This window comes from Streptomyces triticagri (genome assembly GCF_003429565.1).
GTDB lineage: Bacteria > Actinomycetota > Actinomycetes > Streptomycetales > Streptomycetaceae > Streptomyces > Streptomyces triticagri.
Map to the genome: position 1 here is coordinate 19366 of NZ_QUAK01000116.1, position 20004 is coordinate 39369.

The 20004-nt window shown below is 72.0% G+C and carries 17 protein-coding genes; 7 read left to right on the plus strand and 10 right to left on the minus strand.

Going from position 1 to position 20004, the window contains the following annotated elements; all coding sequences use genetic code 11:
* A complete protein-coding gene (locus DY218_RS21285; RefSeq protein ID WP_158574076.1) occupies nucleotides 1–1290 on the minus strand; it encodes an outer membrane protein assembly factor BamB family protein in 1290 nt (429 codons plus the stop codon).
* Between the two features lie 138 nt (nucleotides 1291–1428).
* On the opposite strand from DY218_RS21285, the gene DY218_RS21290 reads away from it, so the two are divergent.
* On the plus strand, nucleotides 1429–1956 hold the full coding sequence (locus DY218_RS21290; protein WP_233521766.1) for a GNAT family N-acetyltransferase: 528 nt from the start codon (nucleotides 1429–1431) through the stop codon (nucleotides 1954–1956).
* Between the two features lie 41 nt (nucleotides 1957–1997).
* A complete protein-coding gene (locus DY218_RS21295; protein ID WP_128557707.1) occupies nucleotides 1998–2474 on the plus strand; it encodes a nuclear transport factor 2 family protein in 477 nt (158 codons plus the stop codon).
* A gap of 11 nt (nucleotides 2475–2485) precedes the next feature.
* Here the strand turns inward: DY218_RS21295 and aac(3) are convergent, their stop codons facing one another.
* The 5 genes from aac(3) to DY218_RS21320 all read right to left on the minus strand — a co-directional run bounded on the left by aac(3) (nucleotide 2486) and on the right by DY218_RS21320 (nucleotide 8067).
* Entirely contained in the window at nucleotides 2486–3334 is an 849-nt protein-coding gene (gene aac(3) / locus DY218_RS21300) for an aminoglycoside 3-N-acetyltransferase (RefSeq protein WP_128557708.1), read from the minus strand.
* A gap of 16 nt (nucleotides 3335–3350) precedes the next feature.
* On the minus strand, nucleotides 3351–4982 hold the full coding sequence (locus tag DY218_RS21305; protein WP_325052012.1) for an AMP-binding protein: 1632 nt from the start codon (nucleotides 4980–4982) through the stop codon (nucleotides 3351–3353).
* Nucleotides 4983–5218: 236 nt separating this feature from the next.
* On the minus strand, nucleotides 5219–6400 hold the full coding sequence (locus DY218_RS21310) for an acyl-CoA dehydrogenase family protein (RefSeq protein ID WP_128557709.1): 1182 nt from the start codon (nucleotides 6398–6400) through the stop codon (nucleotides 5219–5221).
* Nucleotides 6401–6589: 189 nt separating this feature from the next.
* Nucleotides 6590–7162, minus strand: a complete 573-nt coding sequence (locus tag DY218_RS21315; protein ID WP_128557710.1) for a TetR/AcrR family transcriptional regulator — start codon at nucleotides 7160–7162, stop codon at nucleotides 6590–6592.
* Between the two features lie 50 nt (nucleotides 7163–7212).
* On the minus strand, nucleotides 7213–8067 hold the full coding sequence (locus tag DY218_RS21320; protein ID WP_233521767.1) for a helix-turn-helix transcriptional regulator: 855 nt from the start codon (nucleotides 8065–8067) through the stop codon (nucleotides 7213–7215).
* Between the two features lie 166 nt (nucleotides 8068–8233).
* On the opposite strand from DY218_RS21320, the gene DY218_RS21325 reads away from it, so the two are divergent.
* On the plus strand, nucleotides 8234–9922 hold the full coding sequence (locus DY218_RS21325; protein WP_128557712.1) for an AMP-binding protein: 1689 nt from the start codon (nucleotides 8234–8236) through the stop codon (nucleotides 9920–9922).
* 241 nt (nucleotides 9923–10163) lie between these two features.
* Here the strand turns inward: DY218_RS21325 and DY218_RS21330 are convergent, their stop codons facing one another.
* Nucleotides 10164–11705: an AMP-binding protein gene (locus DY218_RS21330; protein ID WP_128557713.1), complete on the minus strand. Its 1542-nt coding sequence runs from the start codon at nucleotides 11703–11705 to the stop codon at nucleotides 10164–10166.
* A 250-nt stretch (nucleotides 11706–11955) separates the two neighbouring features.
* Between DY218_RS21330 and DY218_RS21335 the strand changes: the two genes are divergently transcribed.
* From DY218_RS21335 to DY218_RS21345, 3 genes are read left to right on the plus strand one after another with little or no spacing between them, the layout of a single operon-like run.
* Entirely contained in the window at nucleotides 11956–12711 is a 756-nt protein-coding gene (locus DY218_RS21335) for a GNAT family N-acetyltransferase (RefSeq protein WP_128557714.1), read from the plus strand.
* Nucleotides 12708–13568: a lysophospholipid acyltransferase family protein gene (locus tag DY218_RS21340; protein WP_128557715.1), complete on the plus strand. Its 861-nt coding sequence runs from the start codon at nucleotides 12708–12710 to the stop codon at nucleotides 13566–13568. The genes DY218_RS21335 and DY218_RS21340 overlap by 4 nt, the downstream gene beginning before the upstream one ends.
* Nucleotides 13561–14229: a DedA family protein gene (locus DY218_RS21345; protein ID WP_128557716.1), complete on the plus strand. Its 669-nt coding sequence runs from the start codon at nucleotides 13561–13563 to the stop codon at nucleotides 14227–14229. Before DY218_RS21340 ends, DY218_RS21345 begins: the two co-directional genes overlap by 8 nt.
* Here DY218_RS21345 and DY218_RS21350 read toward each other — a convergent pair.
* A complete protein-coding gene (locus tag DY218_RS21350; RefSeq protein ID WP_128557717.1) occupies nucleotides 14193–15338 on the minus strand; it encodes a winged helix DNA-binding domain-containing protein in 1146 nt (381 codons plus the stop codon). The two genes, DY218_RS21345 and DY218_RS21350, sit on opposite strands and share 37 nt — an antisense overlap.
* Nucleotides 15339–15443: 105 nt before the next feature.
* Complete coding sequence (locus DY218_RS21355; protein WP_128557718.1) at nucleotides 15444–16352, minus strand: universal stress protein; 909 nt, start codon at nucleotides 16350–16352, stop codon at nucleotides 15444–15446.
* 844 nt (nucleotides 16353–17196) lie between these two features.
* On the opposite strand from DY218_RS21355, the gene DY218_RS21360 reads away from it, so the two are divergent.
* The gene (locus DY218_RS21360; RefSeq protein ID WP_233521768.1) at nucleotides 17197–18591 is read left to right on the plus strand and encodes a hypothetical protein; all 1395 of its coding nucleotides are present in this window, start codon (nucleotides 17197–17199) and stop codon (nucleotides 18589–18591) included.
* Nucleotides 18592–18627: 36 nt separating this feature from the next.
* Here DY218_RS21360 and DY218_RS21365 read toward each other — a convergent pair whose 3' ends face one another.
* Complete coding sequence (locus DY218_RS21365; RefSeq protein WP_128557720.1) at nucleotides 18628–19818, minus strand: glycoside hydrolase family 6 protein; 1191 nt, start codon at nucleotides 19816–19818, stop codon at nucleotides 18628–18630.
* Between the last annotated feature and the right edge of the window lie 186 nt (nucleotides 19819–20004).

Here is a 20004-nt window from a genome sequence, read left to right on the forward strand (position 1 = left end):
TCATACGGGGCGCCGGTACGCGGCGATCGCGAGCTGCCACTTCTCGGCCGAGCTGTCCTTGCGGCGGAATGTGATGCCGTAGAGCCTCTCGCGGTCCCATGTGTAGGACCACTGCACGGCCTTGTCGTACGGCAGCTCACCCTCCTTCGTGACCTTGCCCGTCCGCAGCCCGATACGCCGGAGTGTCCGCTCGATCTTGATGCCGGGGCTGTCGTTCGCCAGTGCCAGGAGGCTGCCGCTGCCCCGGTCGACGCCGAGCACGTCGTACCCACGCTTGTCCTTGATCTCCCACAACTGCTTGCCCGTTGACAGGTCATGCGCGACCAGGGTGTCCGTACCCTTCTTGCGCGAATGGCGGGTCACCAGGACCGCATCACTGACGATGAGAGGATCCCGAGCCCCGACCTCGTCGCCGGCTTTCTCGGAGACCGTGATGTCCGGCAGCCTCCGGCCGGTCGCGTCGTAGGTCCGGAACACCCTTCCTCTGCCGCTGAACACCAGGGGCGACTTGCCGTCGGCGCCCTCCGCGCCGACGAGGTCGTAGTTCCAGATGTCATGGTTGACGGGCCGGCTCCACTCGGCTGCGCCGTCGGCGCTGTCGATGTCGTAGGCGTTGACCCGGTGGTCTCCCCCGCAGTTGTGGAAGCGCACCACCCGGCCGTCCCCGACGAAATGTCGCATCAGCGCACACTTCCCCGACGGCTCCTTCAGCGCACCCAGCCGTTCTCCGGTGATGACGTCGTGCCGCTGGAAGGACGACGCCGCCCCGCCGTGGCCGTTGGAGACCGCCACCACACGCTCACTCACCGACACAGCCTCGCTGTGCAGGCCGTCGACGCGGTCGAGGGACCGACTCCACAGCACGGACCCGTCACGCGTGTCGATCGCCGCCATCGTGGTGCACGCAGGACGCGGATACTCCGCGCCCTTGCCGTAGAGCACCACACCGATCCCGGCCGAATTCACCTCGCCGGTCACCCCGCAGGGCACGGTCGCGCCCCGGGGCGGCTTGACCTTCCAGAGACGGGCACCCGACTTGGCCCGGTATCCGTGCACTCCGGCCCGGGTGACGCCGACCACGGTGTCCGCGGTGGACAGGACGTCCACATTCCACGCGCCCCCGGCCGGCCGGCGCTCGATGTCCGCCCGCCAGACCTCGTCCATGGAGTACCGCGCAGCGGACGGGTCCGGATCCGGTCGATCACCGCCACCCGTGCAGGCCCCCACCAACAGCAGAGCCGTACCCACGACCGCGCTGCTGCGCGCACCTCGCCACCACGAACGTCCCATCGTGTCCCCCGTCGTCGCCGCTCGGCCGGCGGATGCGCCCGCTCCGAGAGACAAGACTGTTGTACGGCCCGCACAGTTCCGCCGGACGATTCCCCCCTCGCTGCAGGGCGCCACGTCACGCACCCGATACTGGACCGCGTGACGATTCGACTTGCTCTGCTTCATGAGCTGGCCGGCCTGCAGGAGATCGAGCAGGCCGCCGGGGAGTTGTTCCGGCCGCTCGGGATGGTGCGGATCGCCGAGGACGAGCCGCCGGGCGACGAGGAGCTCGAGCGGTTCTGGAAGGCGGGAAGGGCCTGGGTGCACACCGGGGACGGCGACCGGCCACTCGGCTATCTGCTCGGCGAACCGCTCGACGGCGGGCTGCACATCGAGCAGGTCACGGTCCACCCGTCCGCCGCCCGTCGCGGCCTCGGCCGTCAACTCATCGACCACGCGGACCAGTTCGCGGCAGGCGAGGGCCTCACTGCGCTCACCTTGACCACCTTCGCCGAGGTCGCGTGGAACGCCCCGTACTACGAGCGACTCGGCTTCCACCGCCTCGCCGACGAGGAACTGACACCCGGCCTGGCGGCGGTCCGCGCCCACGAGGCGGACCTGGGCCTCGACCGATGGCCCCGAGTCTGCATGCGGCGGCCCGTACGGCCTGGGGCGGCGGCCGGGTAAAGGAGTCGTGGACGCGCAGGCGGCGCTGGTAGGAAGTGGAGATGGCTACCAGCGATCCCGACCCGATGGAGCGTCTCCTCGCGGAACGCGCCTGTGAGCGCCTGGTCCTGGACTTCGTCCGTCGGCTCGACCTCGGCGAGCCGGGCACGGTGTCCGACCTCTTCACTCCCGACGGAGTCTGGGCATGGCCGTACGACCAGCGGCGGATCGAAGGCCGGGAAGCACTGCGCGAATACTTCGGCGCCCGACCGGCGGATCGGCTGTCGCGGCGGATGTGCACGAACATTCTGATCACGGTCGACTCGCCGGACACCGCCGCGGGGATCACCTACTTCGCGACCTACCGCGTCGACGGCCATACCGAGGGGGCGCTGGTGGCGCCCCGGTTGCCGGCGAACATCGGCCACTACGAGGACACCTTCCGCAGGATCGACGGGTCTTGGCTCCTGGCGACACGAACCCTGGTTCTCGCCTTCGGCGGGCCGACGGAACGCCTGGACAGTCGCAGTCGGCCTTGAGGGAACCGGTCCTAACGCCCGAAGCGGCTCTCGATCCAGTCGAGGGCGAAGGCCACGACCTCGCGGGCCTCGAGGAGGTGGCTGCGGGCCGCGCCCACGTGGCCCGTACGTCCGTGGCCTGCCGCGAGCAGGTCGCTCGTGATCGCGTCGAACGGGTCGCGGCCCTCGGCCACCAACGGCGCGTAGTCGTAGGCGCCTTGCGACGAGTCGATGTCGGTGAAGCGTCGCCAGACCCTCGACCCGCCCTCCAGGAGCGGTTGTTCGTACGTGACGAAGATCTTGCCCGGCGCCTGGGCCAGGGCCTCGGCGTGATGCAGCAGCGTCAGGGTCTCCAGGGGCGCGCCGAGCAGCAGCACCCGGCCGCCCGCCTCGACCAGCTTCGCCAGCGGGCTGCCCGGACCGTGCGGGTGGTCCCACGGGTGATCGGCCATCAGCTCGCGGGCGCGGGCGCCGAGCGCGGCCATGCTTGCGTCGGGGTGACGGCTGCGGACCGCGCCGGGCCACCGCCGCAGGGCGTCGGGCAGGCGGCCGTTCTCGTGGTCCGGCTCGGCGAACTCCGGGTCGTAGGCGGGGTGTTCGGCCCGTACGGCGCGCTGCCAGGGCTCGGGCCAGTCGGTGAATTCGTACGGCAGTGCGTCGTTCCAGCCGCAGGTGACCATGAGCGTGCCGCGCTCGCCCACCACCGTGCGCAGCGCGTCGACGACCGTCCGCGGCCCGCCCGCCACATAGCCGATGGCCGAGAGGCGGGTGTGGAACATCACGACGTCCCCGGCGCCGAGGCCGAGCGCGGTGAGGTCGTCGACGAGACGGCTGTGGGTGACCGGGCCGTCGGAGCGGCGCAGCAGTTCGGCTTCGTCCATGGGGTGACGCTATCGCTCACCCTCCGTAGCGGCGGCGCAGTTCGACCTTGCGGACCTTGCCGGAGACCGTCATCGGGAAGGAGTCGACGATCTCGAGGCGGCTCGGGATCTTGTAGTGGGCGAGCCGTTCGGCACAGAAGTCGCGGAGTTCGTCGAGGGTGAGCGGGTCGCCCGGGTCGCGCGGGACGACGCAGGCGAGCACCTCCTCGCCGTAGCGCTCGTGCGGGACGCCCACCACCTGGACGTCGGCGATCTTCGGGTGGGCGTAGAGGAACTCCTCGATCTCGCGCGGGTAGATGTTCTCGCCGCCCCTGATGATCATGTCCTTGATGCGGCCGACGATCCGTACATAGCCGTCGTCGCGCATCACCGCCTGGTCGCCGGTGTGCATCCAGCGGCCCTGATCGATGGCCTCGGCGGTGCGCTCGGGCTCGTCCCAGTAGCCGAGCATCACGCTGTAGCCGCGGGTGCAGAGCTCGCCGGGCTCGCCGCGGGCGACGGTGCGGCCGGTGGCCGGGTCGACGACCTTGACCTCCAGGTCGGGGTGGACGCGGCCGACGGTGCCGGTGCGGCGCTCCAGGTCGTCGTCCATCCTGGTCTGCAGCGAGACGGGCGAGGTCTCCGTCATGCCGTAGCAGATGGACACCTGCTCCATGTGCATCTCGGCGACGACCCGCTTCATCACCTCGACCGGGCAGGGCGATCCGGCCATGATGCCGGTGCGCAGGGTGGAGAGGTCGTACGTGGCGAAGTCCGGCAGATTCAGCTCGGCGATGAACATGGTGGGTACGCCGTACAGCGAGGTGCAGCGCTCCTGCTGTACGGCGGCGAGGGTGGCCGCGGGCTCGAAGGACGGGGCGGGGATCACCATGCAGGCGCCGTGCGAGGTGGCCGCCAGATTGCCCATGACCATGCCGAAGCAGTGGTAGAACGGCACGGGCAGGCAGATGCGGTCCTGCTCCGTGTAGCCGATGAGGCCGCCGACCCGGTGTCCGTTGTTCAGGATGTTGTGGTGGGAGAGCGTGGCTCCCTTCGGGAAGCCGGTGGTGCCCGAGGTGTACTGGATGTTGATGGGGTCGTCGCAGCTCAACTCGGCGCTGCGGGTGTCGAGTTCACGCTGCTCGACGGTGGCGCCGGCCGCCGTGAGGTCCCGCCAGGTGGGGTCGCCGATGTAGACGGTCTCGCGCAGGTCGGGGCAGTTGGCGCGGACCTGGTCGACCAGGGCGCGGTAGTCGCTGGACTTGTGGCCGAGCGACGCGACCAGGACGCCGATCCCGGACTGTTTGAGTACGTACTCGAGTTCGTGGGCGCGATAGGCCGGGTTGATGTTCACCAGGACGGCGCCGATGCGGGCGGTCGCGTACTGGACGAGCACCCACTCCGGGCAGTTGATCGCCCAGATGCCCACCCGGTCGCCCTTGGCGACACCCTTGGCGATCAGTCCGCGCGCCAACTCGTCGACGTCCGCGCCGAATTGTGCGTACGTCCAGCGTCGCCCACCCGGCACGTCCACCAGGGCGTCCCGATCCCCGAACCGGGCGACGGTCCGGTCCAGATTCGCCCCGATGGTGTCCCCGAGCAGCGGCCACTCCGCAACACCGTGCGCATACGAGAGTGCCTCCGCCGGTACGTCGCCGCGTCCGATCACCTGTACTCCTCCTCGCGCTCCCGGGCCTGACGATCAGCATGCCCCGGGGTGGGGGCGGGCGCCTACCCTCACGTGCGATCTCACGCACGTGGACGCATGACGCTCACGGATACACGAGAGTGGTGGTCATGACGAAGATGCTCATCGACATCGACGAGGCCCTGCACGCCGAGGCGCTGCGGCCGGCTCGGCAGTACGTCGCGGCGGGGAAGGGCTCCGGTGCGTGATGCCCCGGCTCAACTCCCCCCGTCCACCACCGTGATCGCTCCGCCCGCGTCGCGGTCGAGGGCGCGGCTGATGACCAGGCGCTGGATCTGGTTGGTGCCCTCGAAGATCTGCATGACCTTGGCCTCGCGCATCAGGCGTTCCACCGGGAAGTCGCGGGTGTAGCCGTAGCCGCCGAGTACCTGGACGGCGTCGGTGGTGACCTTCATCGCATTGTCCGTGGCGACGAGCTTGGCGACGGAGGCCTCCACGGTGAACGGCAGCCCGAGGTCCCTGAGGCGGGCGGCCGCCTGCGTGGTGGCGCGGGCGGAGACGATGCCGGCGTCCATGTCGGCGAGCATGAAGGCAAGGGCCTGGTGCTCGATGATCGGCTTGCCGAAGGTCTCGCGCTCCTGGGCGTACCGCAGCGCCTGGTCGAGGGCGGACTGGGCGAGTCCGGTGGCGACGGCGGCGATGCCGAGGCGGCCGCGGTCGAGCGAGGCCAGGGCGATGTGCAGGCCCTGGCCCTCCTCGCCGATCCGGCGGTCGACGGGGACGCGGACGTCTTCGAAGCGCATGGTGGCGGTGGCCGAGCCGGTCAGGCCCATCTTCTTCTCCGGCGGGTCCGCGTGCAGGCCGGGGGTGTCCGCGGGGATCAGGAAGCAACTGATGCCGTGCGTACGGTGATCGGAGGTCCGGGCCATCACGGTGTAGAAGTCGGCGTGGCCGCCGTGCGTAGTCCAGGCCTTGGTGCCGTTGAGGACGTAGTGGTCGCCGTCGCGCACGGCGCGGGTGCGCATCGCGGCCGGGTCGGAGCCGGCGTGCGGCTCGGACAGGCAGTAGGCACCCAGGAGTTCACCGCCGAGCAGCTCGGGGAGCCAGGTGCGCTTCTGCTCCTCGGAGCCGTACGCCGCCAGGCCGAAGCAGGCGAGGCCGTGCACCGAGACACCGATGCCGACGCTGGACCAGACGGCGCCCAGCTCTTCGAGGACCTGGAGGTAGACCTCGTAGCTCTGGCCCCCGCCGCCGTACTCCTCGTCGTAGGGCAGACCGAGCAGTCCGCTGCGGCCGAGCAGCCGGAAGATGTCGCGCGGGAAGGTGCCGTCGGCCTCCGCCTCGGTGGCCCTGGGGGCGAGCTCCTTGGCCGCGAGGGTGCGGGTGAGCTCGATCAGGTCGGCGGCTTCCCTGGTGGGCAGGGCGCGAGTGGCCGGCATGGCGCACCTCCACGACTCGACGATTCAGCGCTACAACGATCACTGCAGCGGTCTGTGCAGCGATCACTACAACGATACGGAGAACAGTACGAAAGTATCAGTCTGCGTACCGTTCCGGAAGCGGGCGAGGGCGCGGACGAGAGCGGCAGGTGAGCCGAAGCGGGAGCAGGGGCCGCGCGCAGCGTGCCTTCAGGCCGACACCGCGTACACGATCAGGGAGGCGAGCTGGGCGTAGGCCGCGGAGTCGCTGAGTCCCGTGCGCTCGCCGAGCTCGCCGCGCTGGATCTGCCGCATGGTCGCCGCGGCGACCTCGCCCACGAAGGCCGCGTCCACCTCGCGGAAGGAGCCCGCGGACACCCCCTCGGCGATCAGCTGGCGCACCCGGTCCGCGGCGAGCTGGGTGTTGGACTCGTAGACCTGCCGCGCGGGCGGGAAGTCCGCCATGTCGTCGAGGAACCGGCGGGAGAGCGGGCGCAGTTGCTCGGCCACCGCGTTCAGATACGCGCGGACCCGGTCGGCCGGCGCGGCCGTCTGGGCGACCCGCTTCTCGACGGCCTCGGTCGCACCCCTGAAGTAGTGCTTGACCGCCTCGACCACGAGGTCCTGGCGACTGCCGGCCAGCTGGTAGAGCGTGGTCTTGGAGCAGCGAAGCCGCTCCACGAGGTCGTCCACGGTGAAGGCGGCGAAGCCCTCCGCGAGGAGCAGTGCCACAAGGCGTTCCATCAGGTCGGCCTGGCGTGCGGTGCGGCGGCTGGAAGGCATGCGCCCAGCGTAGCCGGGCCTTCCGGCCGGCTCGGGGCGCCCGTGGCCGGTCAGGGCAGCAGTCCCGCCCGGCGGGCGGCGACCACCGCGGCCTGCCGGTTGCCGGCGCCGAGCTTCGCCAGGGCGCTGGAGAGGTGCGATTTGACCGTCTCCGGCTTCACGCCGAGCCTGGCGGCGGTCTCGGCGTTGGTGCAGCCGACGGCGACCTGGGCCAGCACGTCGGTCTCACGTGCGGTCAGGACCACGGCAGGCGTCCCGTCCTGTGGCTGCAGCCGCAGGGCGATCCGCTGCAGCCGCTGCCGGAGATCCGGGTCGTCGACCGCGGCGCTCACGCTGCGCAGCTCCGCGTGCGCCTCGCGCAGCCGCTCGCTCACCCGCGCCTCGGCGGCCTCCCGGGCGGCAGCCAGCTGCTGCTCGACACGTCGGTCGACCTCCTGGCGCACGGTCAGCTCGCCGGCCAGGCGGCGGGCCACCCGTACCAGGCCCTCGGTGACCCGGTCGCCGAGCGCGACGCTCTCGCGGATCGCGCCGTACAGGACGCCCTGCGCGGTGCCGCGGACCACCACCGGTACCGCGGTGACGGCGTAGATGCCCTCGGCGAGCACCGGGGCGTCGTAGTCGTGGGTGATGGTGCCGGCGGTGGCGTAGTCGTGCACCGTGCCGGGTCTGGCCTCGTCGAGGACGCGGCCGCCGAGGCCGAAGCCGCGCTGGACGAGCAGTCCGCGGAGTCCGTCGGTGCGATTGCCGTTGAAGTACGACAGGCGCAGGGTGGGTTGTGCGGCGTCGCCGGCGAAGGCGAGCGGGACGCCGACCTCGCGGCGGACGGCGCGCAGGGCGGTGCGGAAGGCGTCGGCGTTGTCCCGGCGCCGTGCGGGCGCGCTTTCCTCCGCCACTTCCTCGGCCACTTCCTCGTCCTCGCCATCCTCCGTCGACGGCCCTCTCCCCCGTTCGGGGGTTCCCGGCCGCGCCGTGCGCGGCCAGGATGCGGAAGATCGCCTGGCGGCGTCAATCCCCGGGAGGTGCCCTCGAGGGACGGTCGCCGCCACGCCCCCTGCACGATGGGATGACCGCATGGACTACCGCGACGCACGCGACCTGCTCGTCGGCCTGGCCGGTGAGTACGACCGGGCCGTGGCCACCTTCGAATGGCCGGTGCTGCCGGAGCGCTTCAACTGGGCCACGGACTGGTTCGACTCCTTCGCCAGGGGCAACGACCGCACGGCCCTGTGGATCGTCGAGGAGGACGGCTCCGAGCGGCGGCACAGCTTCGCCGAGCTCGTCGACCGGTCGGACCGTGTCGCGACCTGGTTGCGCGGCATCGGGGTCGGCAAGGGCGACCGCGTACTGCTCATGCTGGGCAACCAGGTCGAGTTGTGGGAGACCATGCTGGCGGTCGCCAAGCTGGGCGCCGTGATCATGCCGACCACGGTCGCCCTCGGCGGCGCGGACCTGGCCGACCGCATCGACCGCGGGCGTGCCCGCTTCGTGGTCGCCGATCACGCCGACACCGCGAAGTTCGCCGATGTCGCGGGCGACTTCACCCGGATCGTGGTCGGCCCGCCCGTCGAGGGCTGGCACCCGCTGTCCGAGGCGTACGACACCGAGTCCGCCGGTCCGTTCAGCGCCGTGACCGCACCGGACGACCCGCTGCTCGTGTACTTCACCTCGGGTACGACCAGCAAGCCGAAGCTGGTCGAGCACACCCACACCTCGTACCCCGTCGGTCACTTGACGACGATGTACTGGATCGGTCTGCGGCCCGGCGATGTGCATCTGACGATCAGCTCGCCGGGCTGGGCGAAGCACGCCTGGAGCCTGTTCTTCGCTCCGTGGATCGCCGAGGCGACGGTGTTCGTGTACAACTACACGCGTTTCGACGCGAGTTCGCTCCTGGAGCAGATCCGGCGGGCGGGCGTGAACACCTTCTGTGCGCCGCCGACCGTGTGGCGGATGCTGATCCAGTCCGAGCTCGGGCCGCGCCCGGAGGGACTGCGCGAGATCCTCGGCGCCGGTGAGCCGCTCAACCCCGAGGTGATCGCACGGGTCGAGGACGCCTGGGGGCTGACCATCCGGGACGGCTTCGGGCAGACCGAGACCACCGCGCAGATCGCCAACTCCCCCGGCCAGCCGGTGAAGCCCGGCTCGATGGGCCGCCCGCTGCCCGGCGTCCCGGTGGTCCTGGTCGACCCGGTCACCGGCGAACCGGCCGCGGACGAGGGCGAGATCTGCCTGGATCTGAGCCGGCGGCCGGTCAATCTGATGACGGGGTACCTGGACGACCCGGAGCGGAACGCCGAGGCGATGCACGGCGGTCGCTACCACACCGGGGATGTCGCGTCCCGGGACGCCGACGGCTATCTGACGTACATCGGGCGCACGGACGACGTGTTCAAGTCCTCGGACTACAAGGTGTCGCCGTTCGAGCTGGAGAGTGTGCTCATCGAGCATCCGGCCGTGGTGGAGGCGGCGGTCGTCCCGCAGCCCGATCCGACCAGGCTCTCCGTGCCGAAGGCGTATGTGGCGCTCGCGGAGGGCTGGAAGCCGGACCGCGAGACGGCCCTGTCGATCCTCAGGCACGCCCGCGACGGGCTCGCGCCGTTCCTGCGGGTGCGCCGGATCGAGTTCTTCGACCTGCCGAAGACCATCTCCGGCAAGATCCGCCGAGTGGAACTGCGGCAGCGGGAGAACGCGGCCGCGGCCGAAGGGCCAGGCCCCGCAACGGAGTTCAGATACGAGGACTTCCCCGAGCTGCGGGCCTGACCCCCGTCCCCGGCCGGCCGCACTCCCCCCGTAAGGCGGCCGGCCGGTCCGTGTGCAGCGTGCGAGCCTCCTCCGCCCGGCACGCCGCGCGCGATGCGGCACGGCCACCGCCGAGGCGCCTCGACCTGGCGCTCCGGCGGTGGCCGCTGTCGGTGGTGCTTGCTGCAAGTGGTCGGCGTCGGAGCTTGGCGTCGGTGGTCCGGGCCCGGGTCCGAGTCCGGGAAACACCCCCGGCCAGCTGTCAGTTGACACCCCGGTCGCGCCCCGACCAGTACGGCGCGCGGAGCTTGAACTTCTGGACCTTGCCGGTGGCCGTGCGGGGGATCTCCGTACGGAACTCGACCGTCGTCGGGGACTTGTAGCCGGCCATGCGCTCCTTGCAGTGGGCGATGATCGCCGCCTCGTCCGCATCGGCGCCATCCGCGAGCACCACCAGGGCCTTGATGGTCTCGCCCCACTTCTCGTGCGGTACGCCGATGACGGCGACCTCGGCGACCGCGGGATGGCTGAAGATCGCGTCCTCGACCTCGATCGACGAGACGTTCTCGCCGCCGGTGATGATCACGTCCTTCTTCCGGTCGGAGATCGTCAGATGACCGTCGTCGGGGTCGAGGGAGCCGCCGTCACCGGTGTGGAACCAGCCGTCCTGCAGGGCAGCTTCGGTCTCGTCGGGCTTCTCCCAGTAGCCGTCGAGGACCACGTTCGACCGCGCGAGCACCTCGCCGGACTCGGCCTCCTTCAGGCGTACGCCGAGGGCGGGCAGGCCGGCCCGGGACAGCTTGCGGGCGCGCTCCTCGGCGGGCAGTTCGTCGTCCTCCGCACGGGTGCGGTTGAAGGTGAGCACCGGTGACGTCTCGGTGAGGCCGTAGATCTGGGTGAACTCCCAGCCCAGCTCCTCACCGACGCGCTGAATGGTCCGGGACGGCGGCGGCGCGCCCGCGCAGACGATGCGCACCCGGTCACGGCCCGGGATCTCGCCGTCCCAGGCTGCGGCCGCGTCCAGGACCGCGTTCCACACCGCGGGTGCGCCGCACATCAGAGTGACGCCGTGCTGCTCGACCCGGCGCAGGATCTCGGTGCCGTCGACCTTGCGCAGCACCACCTGCTTGGCGCCGAGTCCGGCCATGACGAAGGGCATGCCCCAGCCGTTGCAGTGGAACATCGGCAAGGTGTGCAGATAGACGTCGCGCTCCCAGGCCCTGGTGTGCAGGCCGAAGGTCAGGGCGTTCACCCAGATGTTGCGGTGGGTGAGCTGGACTCCCTTGGGGCGTGCGGTCGTTCCGGAAGTGTAGTTGATGGTCGCGGTGGCGTCCTCGTCGGGCTCGGTCCAGGGCCGCGGCTGCACGCCGAAGCGCATCAGCTCCGTCTCGGTCTGCTCGCCCAGTACGTAGCGGTGGCGCGCCTTGACGTCCGCCAGGGCGTGGTCGAGCTCCGGGTCGACGAGCAGCACACCGGCGCCGCTCTGCCGGACCACGTAGTCCACCTCGTCGGGACGGAGGCGAAAGTTTACCGGCACGCAGATCCGACCGCTGGTGGTGATCGCGAACAGCAGCTCGAGCAGGCGTGCCGAGTTGTGGCTGACGACGGCGATCCGCTCACCCACGCCGACCCCCAGCGCGTCGAAGCCGGCCTGCCAGGCCCGGACCCGGTCGGCCAGCTGCCCGTACGTGGCGGTGGGGACCGGCGGTGCGGGCTGGTCCGGCTCGTCGACGACACCGGTGGAGTCGCGGAAGCCGAGCTCCGCCCGGTCAAGGAAGTCGCTGACTGTCATGGGTACGCGCATGGGTCTCCCGCTCTCCCGCGTTCGCCGGGGGCCGCGACGGGGAGGACCCTGAGGCGACCCTGACTTTCCCTCATCCTTCCCTGACAAGTGTCAGGAGTCTTTGACACGTTCACCGCGTCGCTGCACGGTGAAGTGGAACGGGCCGCCGAGCTGCAACTCGACGGCCCGGCAAGACAAGAGGCGTCCCACGCGGCTGCGCTGCACACGGTGTCGCGCGGGGTCTGACACACCAGTCGATGGAGGTCCACCCATGCCCCGTCCTGCCCTGCCCACTGTAACCGCGGATTCCCGTACCTACGCCGTGTCGATCGCCGATACGCCGGAACAGATCCGGGCGGCCCAGCGGCTGCGTTTCGAGGTGTTCGGCGAGGAGCTGGGCGCGCGGCTGCATTCGCCGCTGGCGGGCCTCGACGCCGACTCCTTCGACGCGGTCGCCGACCATCTGGTGGTGACCGAGACAGGCACCGGGAAGGTCGTCGGCACCTACCGTCTGCTGCCGCCGGGCCGGTCCGAACTGCTCTATTCGGAGGGCGAGTTCGAGCTGTCGTCGCTGGCGGGCATCCGGGGGCGGCTGGTGGAGGCCGGCCGTTCCTGCGTCGACCCGGACCACCGATCCGGCGCGGTGATCAACCTGATGTGGTCGGCGCTCGCACGCTATGTACTGCTCTCCGGGCACCGGTATCTGGGCGGCTGCGCCTCGGTGCCCCTGGAGGGCGGCAGCCGGGCGGCGACCAGCGCCTGGCTGCTCGGCACGGCCTGGCACGCGGCGCCGCCCGAGCTGCGGGTCCACCCGCACCGCCCTTGGCAGCCGGACGGCCCGCTCGCGGAGCCGGCCGCGTACACGGACCTGCCGCCGCTGCTGCGCGGCTATCTGCGTCTCGGTGCGTGGATCTGCGGTGCACCGGCTCACGACCCGGAGTTCGGGGTCGCCGACTTCTACGTACTGCTCGACGTGGACCGCATCGGCGACCGCTACCGCCGGTTCTTCCTCGGGGAAGCGGGATGAACGCCTGGTCGCCTCGCTCACCGTGCACACCGGGCTGCGCGGTGCACGGGGCGCCGCCGGTGCGGGCCTCGGATGCTGCCCTGCGATGCCTCAACTTCCTGCTGGCAGCGGGTGGTTCGCTCCTCGCGGGCGATTCCCTCGACCGGCCCGATGCGGTCCGGAACCGGGCGCGCCGGCTGCTGGACGCGCTGGGAGTACGGCTCGAGGGCGACGACTCCCCGCTCAGCCTGCCCGGGGACGGCGGCCCGCCGGTGGGGACGCTGATCGTGGCGGACCATGTCTCCTGGCTGGACGTGCCGGCCCTGCTGGCCAGGGAGCCGGCCTCCCTGGTGGCAAAGCGCGAGGTCGGGCACTGGCCGCTGGTGGGACGCCTCGCGCGGCGGGCCGGCACATGTTTCCTGGAGCGGGAGAGTCCGCGGGCCCTGCCGGGGGCGGTGGCCGCGGTGCGGGACCGGCTGCTCGCGGGGCAGTCCGTGATCGTGTTCCCGCAGGGGACGACCTGGTGCACCGAGGCGGGAGGTTCGTACCGCCGGGCGATGTTCCAGTCGGCGATCGACGCGGGGGCGCCGGTGCGGCCGGTGACGGTCAGCTATCGCCAGCACGGTGTGCCCAGCACGGTGGCGGCGTTCGTCGGCGACGACTCCTTCGTCGGCTCGCTGCGGCGGGTGGCGCGCGCCGGCGGTCTGGCCGTACGGGTCGAGGCGCACGAGGCGCTCCGGCCGGGGGCGGGGGTGGATCGCAGGATGCTCGCGGCGGCCGCCCGGCGCGCCTCGTCCGGCGGTGCCCCGGGCGCCGCGGCGCATGGGGCAGGTGTCCGACTCCCGCGCAGTACAGAGGTGTCGGGGCGGCATGCTTGAGTGGCTCGACGAGTACACCGGTCTCCTCCAGGGCGTGGTGGACTCGCCGTGGCTGTGGGGGATCGTCTTCGTCACGGCCGGTCTGGACGCGCTGCTGCCCTTCATGCCCAGCGAGACGACCGTGGTGACGGCTGCGGTCCTGATCGGGCCCGACCCGCAGCGGCTGGCACTGCTCACGCTGCTCGCCGCCACGGGCGCTTTCGCCGGTGACGTGGGCGGGCATCTGATCGGCCGTCGGGCCGGACCAGGCGTGCTGCGCCTGCTGTTGCGGGGCGAGCGGGGCCGCCGGCGTCACGCGTGGGCGCGCGCCGAGGTCGAGCGCCATGCCGCTGTACTGATCGTGGCCGGGCGCTATCTGCCGGGCGGGCGGGTGGTGTCCTCGCTGTGCACGGGGAGCGTGGGCTTTCCCGTACGCCGATTCATGGCCTACGACGCCGTCGGTGCGGCGCTCTGGGCCGTACTGGCCGTCGCGATCGGCGCATGGGGCGGTGCGGCCTTCGCCGAGCGGCCCGCGCACGGGCTGCTTGCGTCCTGCGCGGTGGTGCTGCTCGTCTCGGTCGCCGTGAAGTGCGGCAGACGGCACCGGGCCGGGGCGTGCCGCGAACCACGTGCGGTGCGGGCCGCTCAGGTGTCCACGACCGTGCCGAAGCGGATGTCGTAGCCGGACCAGATGCTGTCGGTGTGGAGTGGCCCCTCGAGCAGCGCGGCCGCCTCCGCCGTGAGGTCGGCGCGCTGCGCCCGGTTCGGGGTGCCGAACGGCTCGATGGTGAGCACGGCCGTGTCCTTGTCCTGTGTCAACTGCCAGACGCCGGCCAGGAATCCGTCGAGCAGGAACACGCTGAAGGACTGATTTCCCTTCCAGGAACGGCCCTTGTACGCGGCCGGCACCACTCGGGTGCGGTCCGCGTGGGACAGCAGCAGGTTGTCGAACTCGGGCAGGAAGCGGGGTGGTGCCGGGGTGTCGGGATCGGGCCGCGGGGCGTCCGGCAGGTCGTGGAGGACTGTGCCGTTCTCGTCGTGGAAAGTACGCAGTCGGGGCGCGAGCCGCTCGAAGGCCGGGCGCAGACGGGTGAGCCGGGCCCAGGCCTGCATGTCCTTGACGGAGGCGGGACCGAAGGCGGCCAGATAGCGCGGGATCACGTCCTCGGCGCGAAGGGGGGCGGCCGCAGTGGCGTCGCCTCCGGCGCCGGAGGACTCCGCGAGCCACTGGTCGAGCTCCACGAGGGCGACCCGGCCGCTGCGGCGCCACAGGCCGCGCGGGGTGACCTGGACCAGCGGCAGCAGACAGCGTGCGGCGACGCCGAGTGCCTGCGGGTCGGCCTGCGGCCAGCTGCGCGCCAACTCCTCCCGGAAGTCCTTCGGCGTACGGGGCTCCTTTGCTACGAACTCCCGGCTGAGGGCGGTGAGTCGATCGAGATCGACGCCCGCGAGCCCGCTGCGGAAATGGCGCAGTTCGCCGTCGATCGCCGGCCGGGTGAAGTCGCGCAGGGCGCGCGCGTCGGCGGCCGTGTGCAGATGAAGCGTGGAGCGCAGCGTGACCGTCCGCACGGCCCGGCGGGACTCGAGCTCATCGGACAGTTCGGCCGGGTCGAAGTCCGCCAGGCGGGCGGCGAGAGCGTAGTACGGCGGCTTGACGTTCTGCGCCTGCAGGCCGACGAGATGGGTGAGGGCGTCACCGGCGCGCATCGGTGCCCGGTCGAGGAGCAACTGGCGGCTCAGGGTGGCCCTGTTGAGCGCGCGCGGGCCGAGTACCTGCGGGGTGTTCGTCATGCCCGGCACGCTAGCGTGGCTTGCGGACAGGGACGGTCCGCAAGCCGGTGCCCGGAACGGCCGCAGACCGCACTTGTGCCAGGGGGCGTCTCCCCGAGACGCCCCCTAGGCGTCCCGCGGCGGAATGACCGCGATCGGGCCATGCGCGTGGGCGACCACCGCACCGGTGACCGACCCCATCATCATCGCGTCGGCCCGCAGCCGGCGCCGGTGCCGGCCGACCACGACCAGGTCCGCGTTGACCGAGGCATCCACCAACTGCCCGGCGGGGTCCACGGCGCGTACGACCGGCTGGACGGCCACATCGGGGTACCGCGCGCGGAAAGGTGCGAGGCGTGCGGTCTGCAGGGCGCTCAGTTCGGAGACGGCGCTGGGCGCCTCCGGGTCGTTCACGTCGACGACGGCCAGTTCCCCGACGACCGCGAGTGCGGTGAGCGGGACCAGGAACGTGGACACCGTCTGCAGCCGGGCGCCGCGGCTCCGGGCCTCCGCGAAGGCGAACTCGACGACCTCGTCGCCCGTCTCCTCCGGCTCCATGCCGAGCACGACCAGCCCGTGACCGCCGGGCGGCGCCGGTTCGGCGGCCCGGTCGTCGTCCGGCACGATCACCACGGGGCACGGCGCGTGCGCCGCGCTCTTGCGCCCCACCGACCCGAGCAGCAGGCTGCGGAAGCCGCCGAGCCCACGGGAGCCGAGCACCATCAGGTCGGCGTTCTGCGCGAGCTCGGCGAGGGTGCCGGCCACCGGGCCGTTCACCGCCGTGTAGCTCAGCGCGGGGAGATCCACCCGCCCGTCGATGTGCTCGCTGATGCGCCGCCGTACGAGGTCGCGGTCGAAACCGGGAGTCCGGGAAGCGGGATGCACGGTGGCCGGGGCGACCGTGTCGCCGGGACCCACGTGCACGGCCAGCACCTCGGCGCCGCGGAACCGTGCCTCCTGCAGGGCCCAGTCGAGAGCCTTCAGACTGTGGTCGGAGCCGTCGACTGCTGCGAGTACCAGGTTGTCGCCAGTCATGCCTCCAGGGTGCGTCAACGCCCGGAACGGGGCCATCCGGACAAGGCCCGTGTCGGGTGTGAGGCGTACGCACCATTGCGTCCGGTTGGTCGGCTTGGCAAGGTGGTAAGGCCGTGCGCCTCCGCGGTCGGGTGCGGAGTACGCGTCGGTACGACGGTTGGGGGGCCGGCATGGGTGATCACGACGCGACGCCAGAGGGCGGTACGCCGCCCGATCCCCGCTCCGGCCCGGACGGACCGTCGGACGCGGTGCCGCGGGATGCGGTGCCGGATGACGCGGTGCCGGACGGCGCGGTCCCGCGGGATGCGGAGCCGGCGGACTCGGAGCCGGCGGACTCGGGACCGTCGGATGCGGTGCCGGACGATGCGGTGCCGGACGACGCGGGTGAGACCGATGCCGATTCGTCCGGACCTGACACGACCACTCCCGGCACGACCACTCCGGGCGCGACCGCTCCCGGGACGCCCACTCCCGGCGCGATCGAGGAGTCCGCCACCCGGATGCTGCGGCGGCCCTCCACCACCGCGCCCGATACCCCGCAGGCGGCCGCCGGCCCCACGCCGGGTGCCGGGCAACCGGCCACGAGCCCAGAGCCGCCGCCACCTCCGACGTCCGCACCCGCACCTCCCCCGGTGCCCCCGACTCCCCCTGCCCCGCCGCTTCCACCCGCGGCTCCACCGACCGCGCCGCCCCCACCGGTCCCCGACCCCGACCCCGACCCCGCGACGGCCTTCGCGCCGCCGCGGCCGGGCTGCTCAATCTCAGCGGTCTTGGGCTCGGTTACCTACTCCTGCGGGCGTGGTTCCTCGTCGCCCTGTGCTGGGCCGCCACGGCCGCGCTCCTGGTGACGGTGCTGCCCGCCGAGCCGGACGGTCCGCCCACCGGCCTGCTCGTGGGGTACGGGCTCGTACTGCTGCTCGCCGCCGCCGACGGCGCCCGGCGCGGATACCGCCCCGCGGCGACCGGGCTGCCGGTCCGTCCGGTCCTCGCGGCAGTCCTCGGCCTGGTGCTGCTCGCCGTCCCCGCGGGCGGCGCCGTCGCCTACGGCCAGGCGCGGGACGAGGCCAGGGAGCAGCAGCTGCTCGATCGCCTGGAGAAGGTGGACGCCGGGGTGGCGCGGGCGGACGGCAAGCAGTTCTCGAGCGTCGAGCCGCAGTACCGCAAGGCGCTCGACGGCTACCGCGAACTCGCGGGCGAGCACGGCGGATCGCGGGCCGCGGGCCTGGTGCCGGACCGCCTCAAGGCGTACTACAAGTCGGTCGCGGCCCCGTATCACGCGAAGGAGTACTGCGCGGCGGTCGAGCCGCTGACCTATCTGCGGACGGTGCCGAAGCGGTTGGACCGCGAGCTGCTCGGCAAGCTCGCCGGCTGGCCGGACGGCCCGCTCGCCACCTCACTGCTCGAATGCGGACTGCAGAGCCTCGACGACGCATCGGCGCCCGCCGGCGAGGCGTCCGACGGTGAACTCGCCGAGCTGCTCAGGCTGTTCCCCGACTCCGACCAGGCGGGCCGGGTCGTACCGGCGGTCGGCAAGGAGATCTCGGCCCGCGAGAAGGCCGTCGGCGGCGCCGAACCCTGCACCGCCACCGAGCAGTTGCGCCATCTCAGGACCACGGCGGCCGGCCTACCCGACGGCGCGGGCGACGCCCTCGCCGAGGACGCGGGTGACGCGGTGCGCGACGGCGTGTACGCCTGCGGGGTCGACCGGTTCGAGGACAAGGACTTCGCCGGTGCCCTGAAGACGCTCGGCGAGTTCCGGCGTACGTACAAGGACGACAAGCGGCGGGCGCGGGCCGGGACCATCGCGATCGCGGCGGAGATCGCCAAGGACCGGGCGTCCGCCGGCAAGCGCCTGCCGCCGAGCCGGGCGCCCGGCGGTGCGCGCATGGAGTACGTGATCACGAACGACGCCCCGACCTCGGTCGAGATCCTCTACACGGGCCCGGTCACGGGCGTGGTGAAGCTCGCCGCGTGCGGCGACTGCAAGAAGTATCCGAGCCGGGCCTCGGGCAGCTCGGCGGCGTGCAAGAGCGGGAAGAAGTACGACCGTTCGACGCTGCGGCTGCCGGCCGGCTCGTACCACTTCCTGTACAAGCGGGGCGCGGGCACGGTCGAGGCGGTGGGCAACCACACCTCGGGGGCCCGCATCCAGTCCGGATACACCTACACCGACTGCACGTACGTCATCGAGGGGGCCGGTCTGCCGGGCGGGCTCGAGCTGCCGAGTTCCGCGCGCTGACCGGCGACCGTACGAGGGCGCGCCCCGCGACGCCCTTCACCGGCCGGGCAGCAGCGGCGGTTCGGCGAACTCGACGAGTTCCAGGGCCTGTTGGGGGAACCACTCCCCCGCCTCGGGGTCCACGGTGCCGCGTTCGGGATCCTCCGGCCCGTCCGTACCGCGCAGGCAGCGGCCGTCCGACTCTCCGGGTGTCTTGATCCAGAGCCGGGCGTCCTGCAGCGGGTCGCCGGTGCGCAGGGTGGGCCGGGCGCCGAGGCCGCGGTCCGGCGGATTGCACCAGTCCTCGGGGTCGGTGTACTTGCCGTCCGGTGGGATCCACAGTCCGCGGCCGTTGCGGCTGGAGTCGGTGACGAAGTGCTTCATGCGCTCGGGCGGGGTGTGGACGTTCGCCCGAATCCAGTCCTCGGCGTCCTCGCGCGGCCACGTCCGATCGGGGCAGCCGGCCGCGTCGCCGCCGTCGGCCACGTGCGCCAGACAGGAGGAGATGAGCCTGCCGTACCAGGAGTTGGCGTCGTCCGTGTTGTAGTTCGAAGCGTTGGTGTAGAAGCCGGTGGCGCGCTCGATGCCGCCCTTGACGAGCCGGGGCACGATCGAGGAGACCGCGTGCCAGTCGGGGTGGCCGGTGTCCAGGTAGACGCGGGTGCCCGGCAGCGACTCCAGGGTGTCCACCGCGTAGTTGACCTCGGTGTAGCGCGCGGCGGTCAGGGTGCCTTCGTCGTCGTCCTGGCCGCAGTCGTCCGGCAGCAGGGCCAGCGAGTCGGGTTCGAGGACGACCATGGCCTGCTCGCGGCCGACACCGCGGGCCACCGCGTCGATCCACGCCTGGTACTCGGCGGTGTCGGAGGCTCCACCGCCCGAGTAGTTCGAGCAGTCCCGGCCCGGGACGTTGTACAGCGCGAAGACGGGCATCTCGCCCGCCCGGGCGGCCCGGCGGGTCACGGCGCGGGCGTCCCGCTCGACCTCGGCGGGGCTCTGGTCGCCGTACCAGACGGCGTGCGGGGTACGGACCATCGCGACGATCCCGGCCGCTTCGCGCAGCCGGCCGGTCAGGGCGAGCCGGACGGCCTGGCGGTACGCATCCGGGTTGGCCTCGGGGGTGTGCAGTCGCCGGGGGCCGGCGGCGGCCGGTTCGGGCGCCGCTTCGGCGTGCTGGGCGGCGGGCGCCGCGAGCAGTGCCGCGGCCAGGGCTATCGACGTGCCGAACAGGGCAGTTGACCGACGACGCATGGTTCACTCCAGGGTCACGGCGGACGTACGGGAGCGCTCCCACGGCAGCCTCGTGGAAGAACATGCACGCGTCAATACGCGCGGCGAAGCCGACCCTCGGGGCGTACGAAAGGCGCACGAAAAGGGTCCGGCCGAGGAGATCGGCCGGACCCTGGAGGACGAGAGGAAGAGACACGCACGGCTGCC

What these genes read in the sequence shown, in the direction of transcription:
- DY218_RS21285 (WP_158574076.1), bottom strand. Translation starts at nt 1,290, where the DNA reads ATGGGACGTTCGTGGTGGCGAGGTGCGCGCAGCAGCGCGGTCGTGGGT.
- DY218_RS21325 (WP_128557712.1), top strand. Translation starts at nt 8,234, where the DNA reads ATGGACTACCGCGACGCACGCGACCTGCTCGTCGGCCTGGCCGGTGAG.
- DY218_RS21295 (WP_128557707.1), top strand. Translation starts at nt 1,998, where the DNA reads ATGGCTACCAGCGATCCCGACCCGATGGAGCGTCTCCTCGCGGAACGC.
- DY218_RS21315 (WP_128557710.1), bottom strand. Translation starts at nt 7,162, where the DNA reads ATGCCTTCCAGCCGCCGCACCGCACGCCAGGCCGACCTGATGGAACGC.
- DY218_RS21310 (WP_128557709.1), bottom strand. Translation starts at nt 6,400, where the DNA reads ATGCCGGCCACTCGCGCCCTGCCCACCAGGGAAGCCGCCGACCTGATC.
- DY218_RS21330 (WP_128557713.1), bottom strand. Translation starts at nt 11,705, where the DNA reads ATGCGCGTACCCATGACAGTCAGCGACTTCCTTGACCGGGCGGAGCTC.
- DY218_RS21340 (WP_128557715.1), top strand. Translation starts at nt 12,708, where the DNA reads ATGAACGCCTGGTCGCCTCGCTCACCGTGCACACCGGGCTGCGCGGTG.
- DY218_RS21335 (WP_128557714.1), top strand. Translation starts at nt 11,956, where the DNA reads ATGCCCCGTCCTGCCCTGCCCACTGTAACCGCGGATTCCCGTACCTAC.
- DY218_RS21350 (WP_128557717.1), bottom strand. Translation starts at nt 15,338, where the DNA reads ATGACGAACACCCCGCAGGTACTCGGCCCGCGCGCGCTCAACAGGGCC.
- DY218_RS21345 (WP_128557716.1), top strand. Translation starts at nt 13,561, where the DNA reads ATGCTTGAGTGGCTCGACGAGTACACCGGTCTCCTCCAGGGCGTGGTG.
- DY218_RS21365 (WP_128557720.1), bottom strand. Translation starts at nt 19,818, where the DNA reads ATGCGTCGTCGGTCAACTGCCCTGTTCGGCACGTCGATAGCCCTGGCC.
- DY218_RS21355 (WP_128557718.1), bottom strand. Translation starts at nt 16,352, where the DNA reads ATGACTGGCGACAACCTGGTACTCGCAGCAGTCGACGGCTCCGACCAC.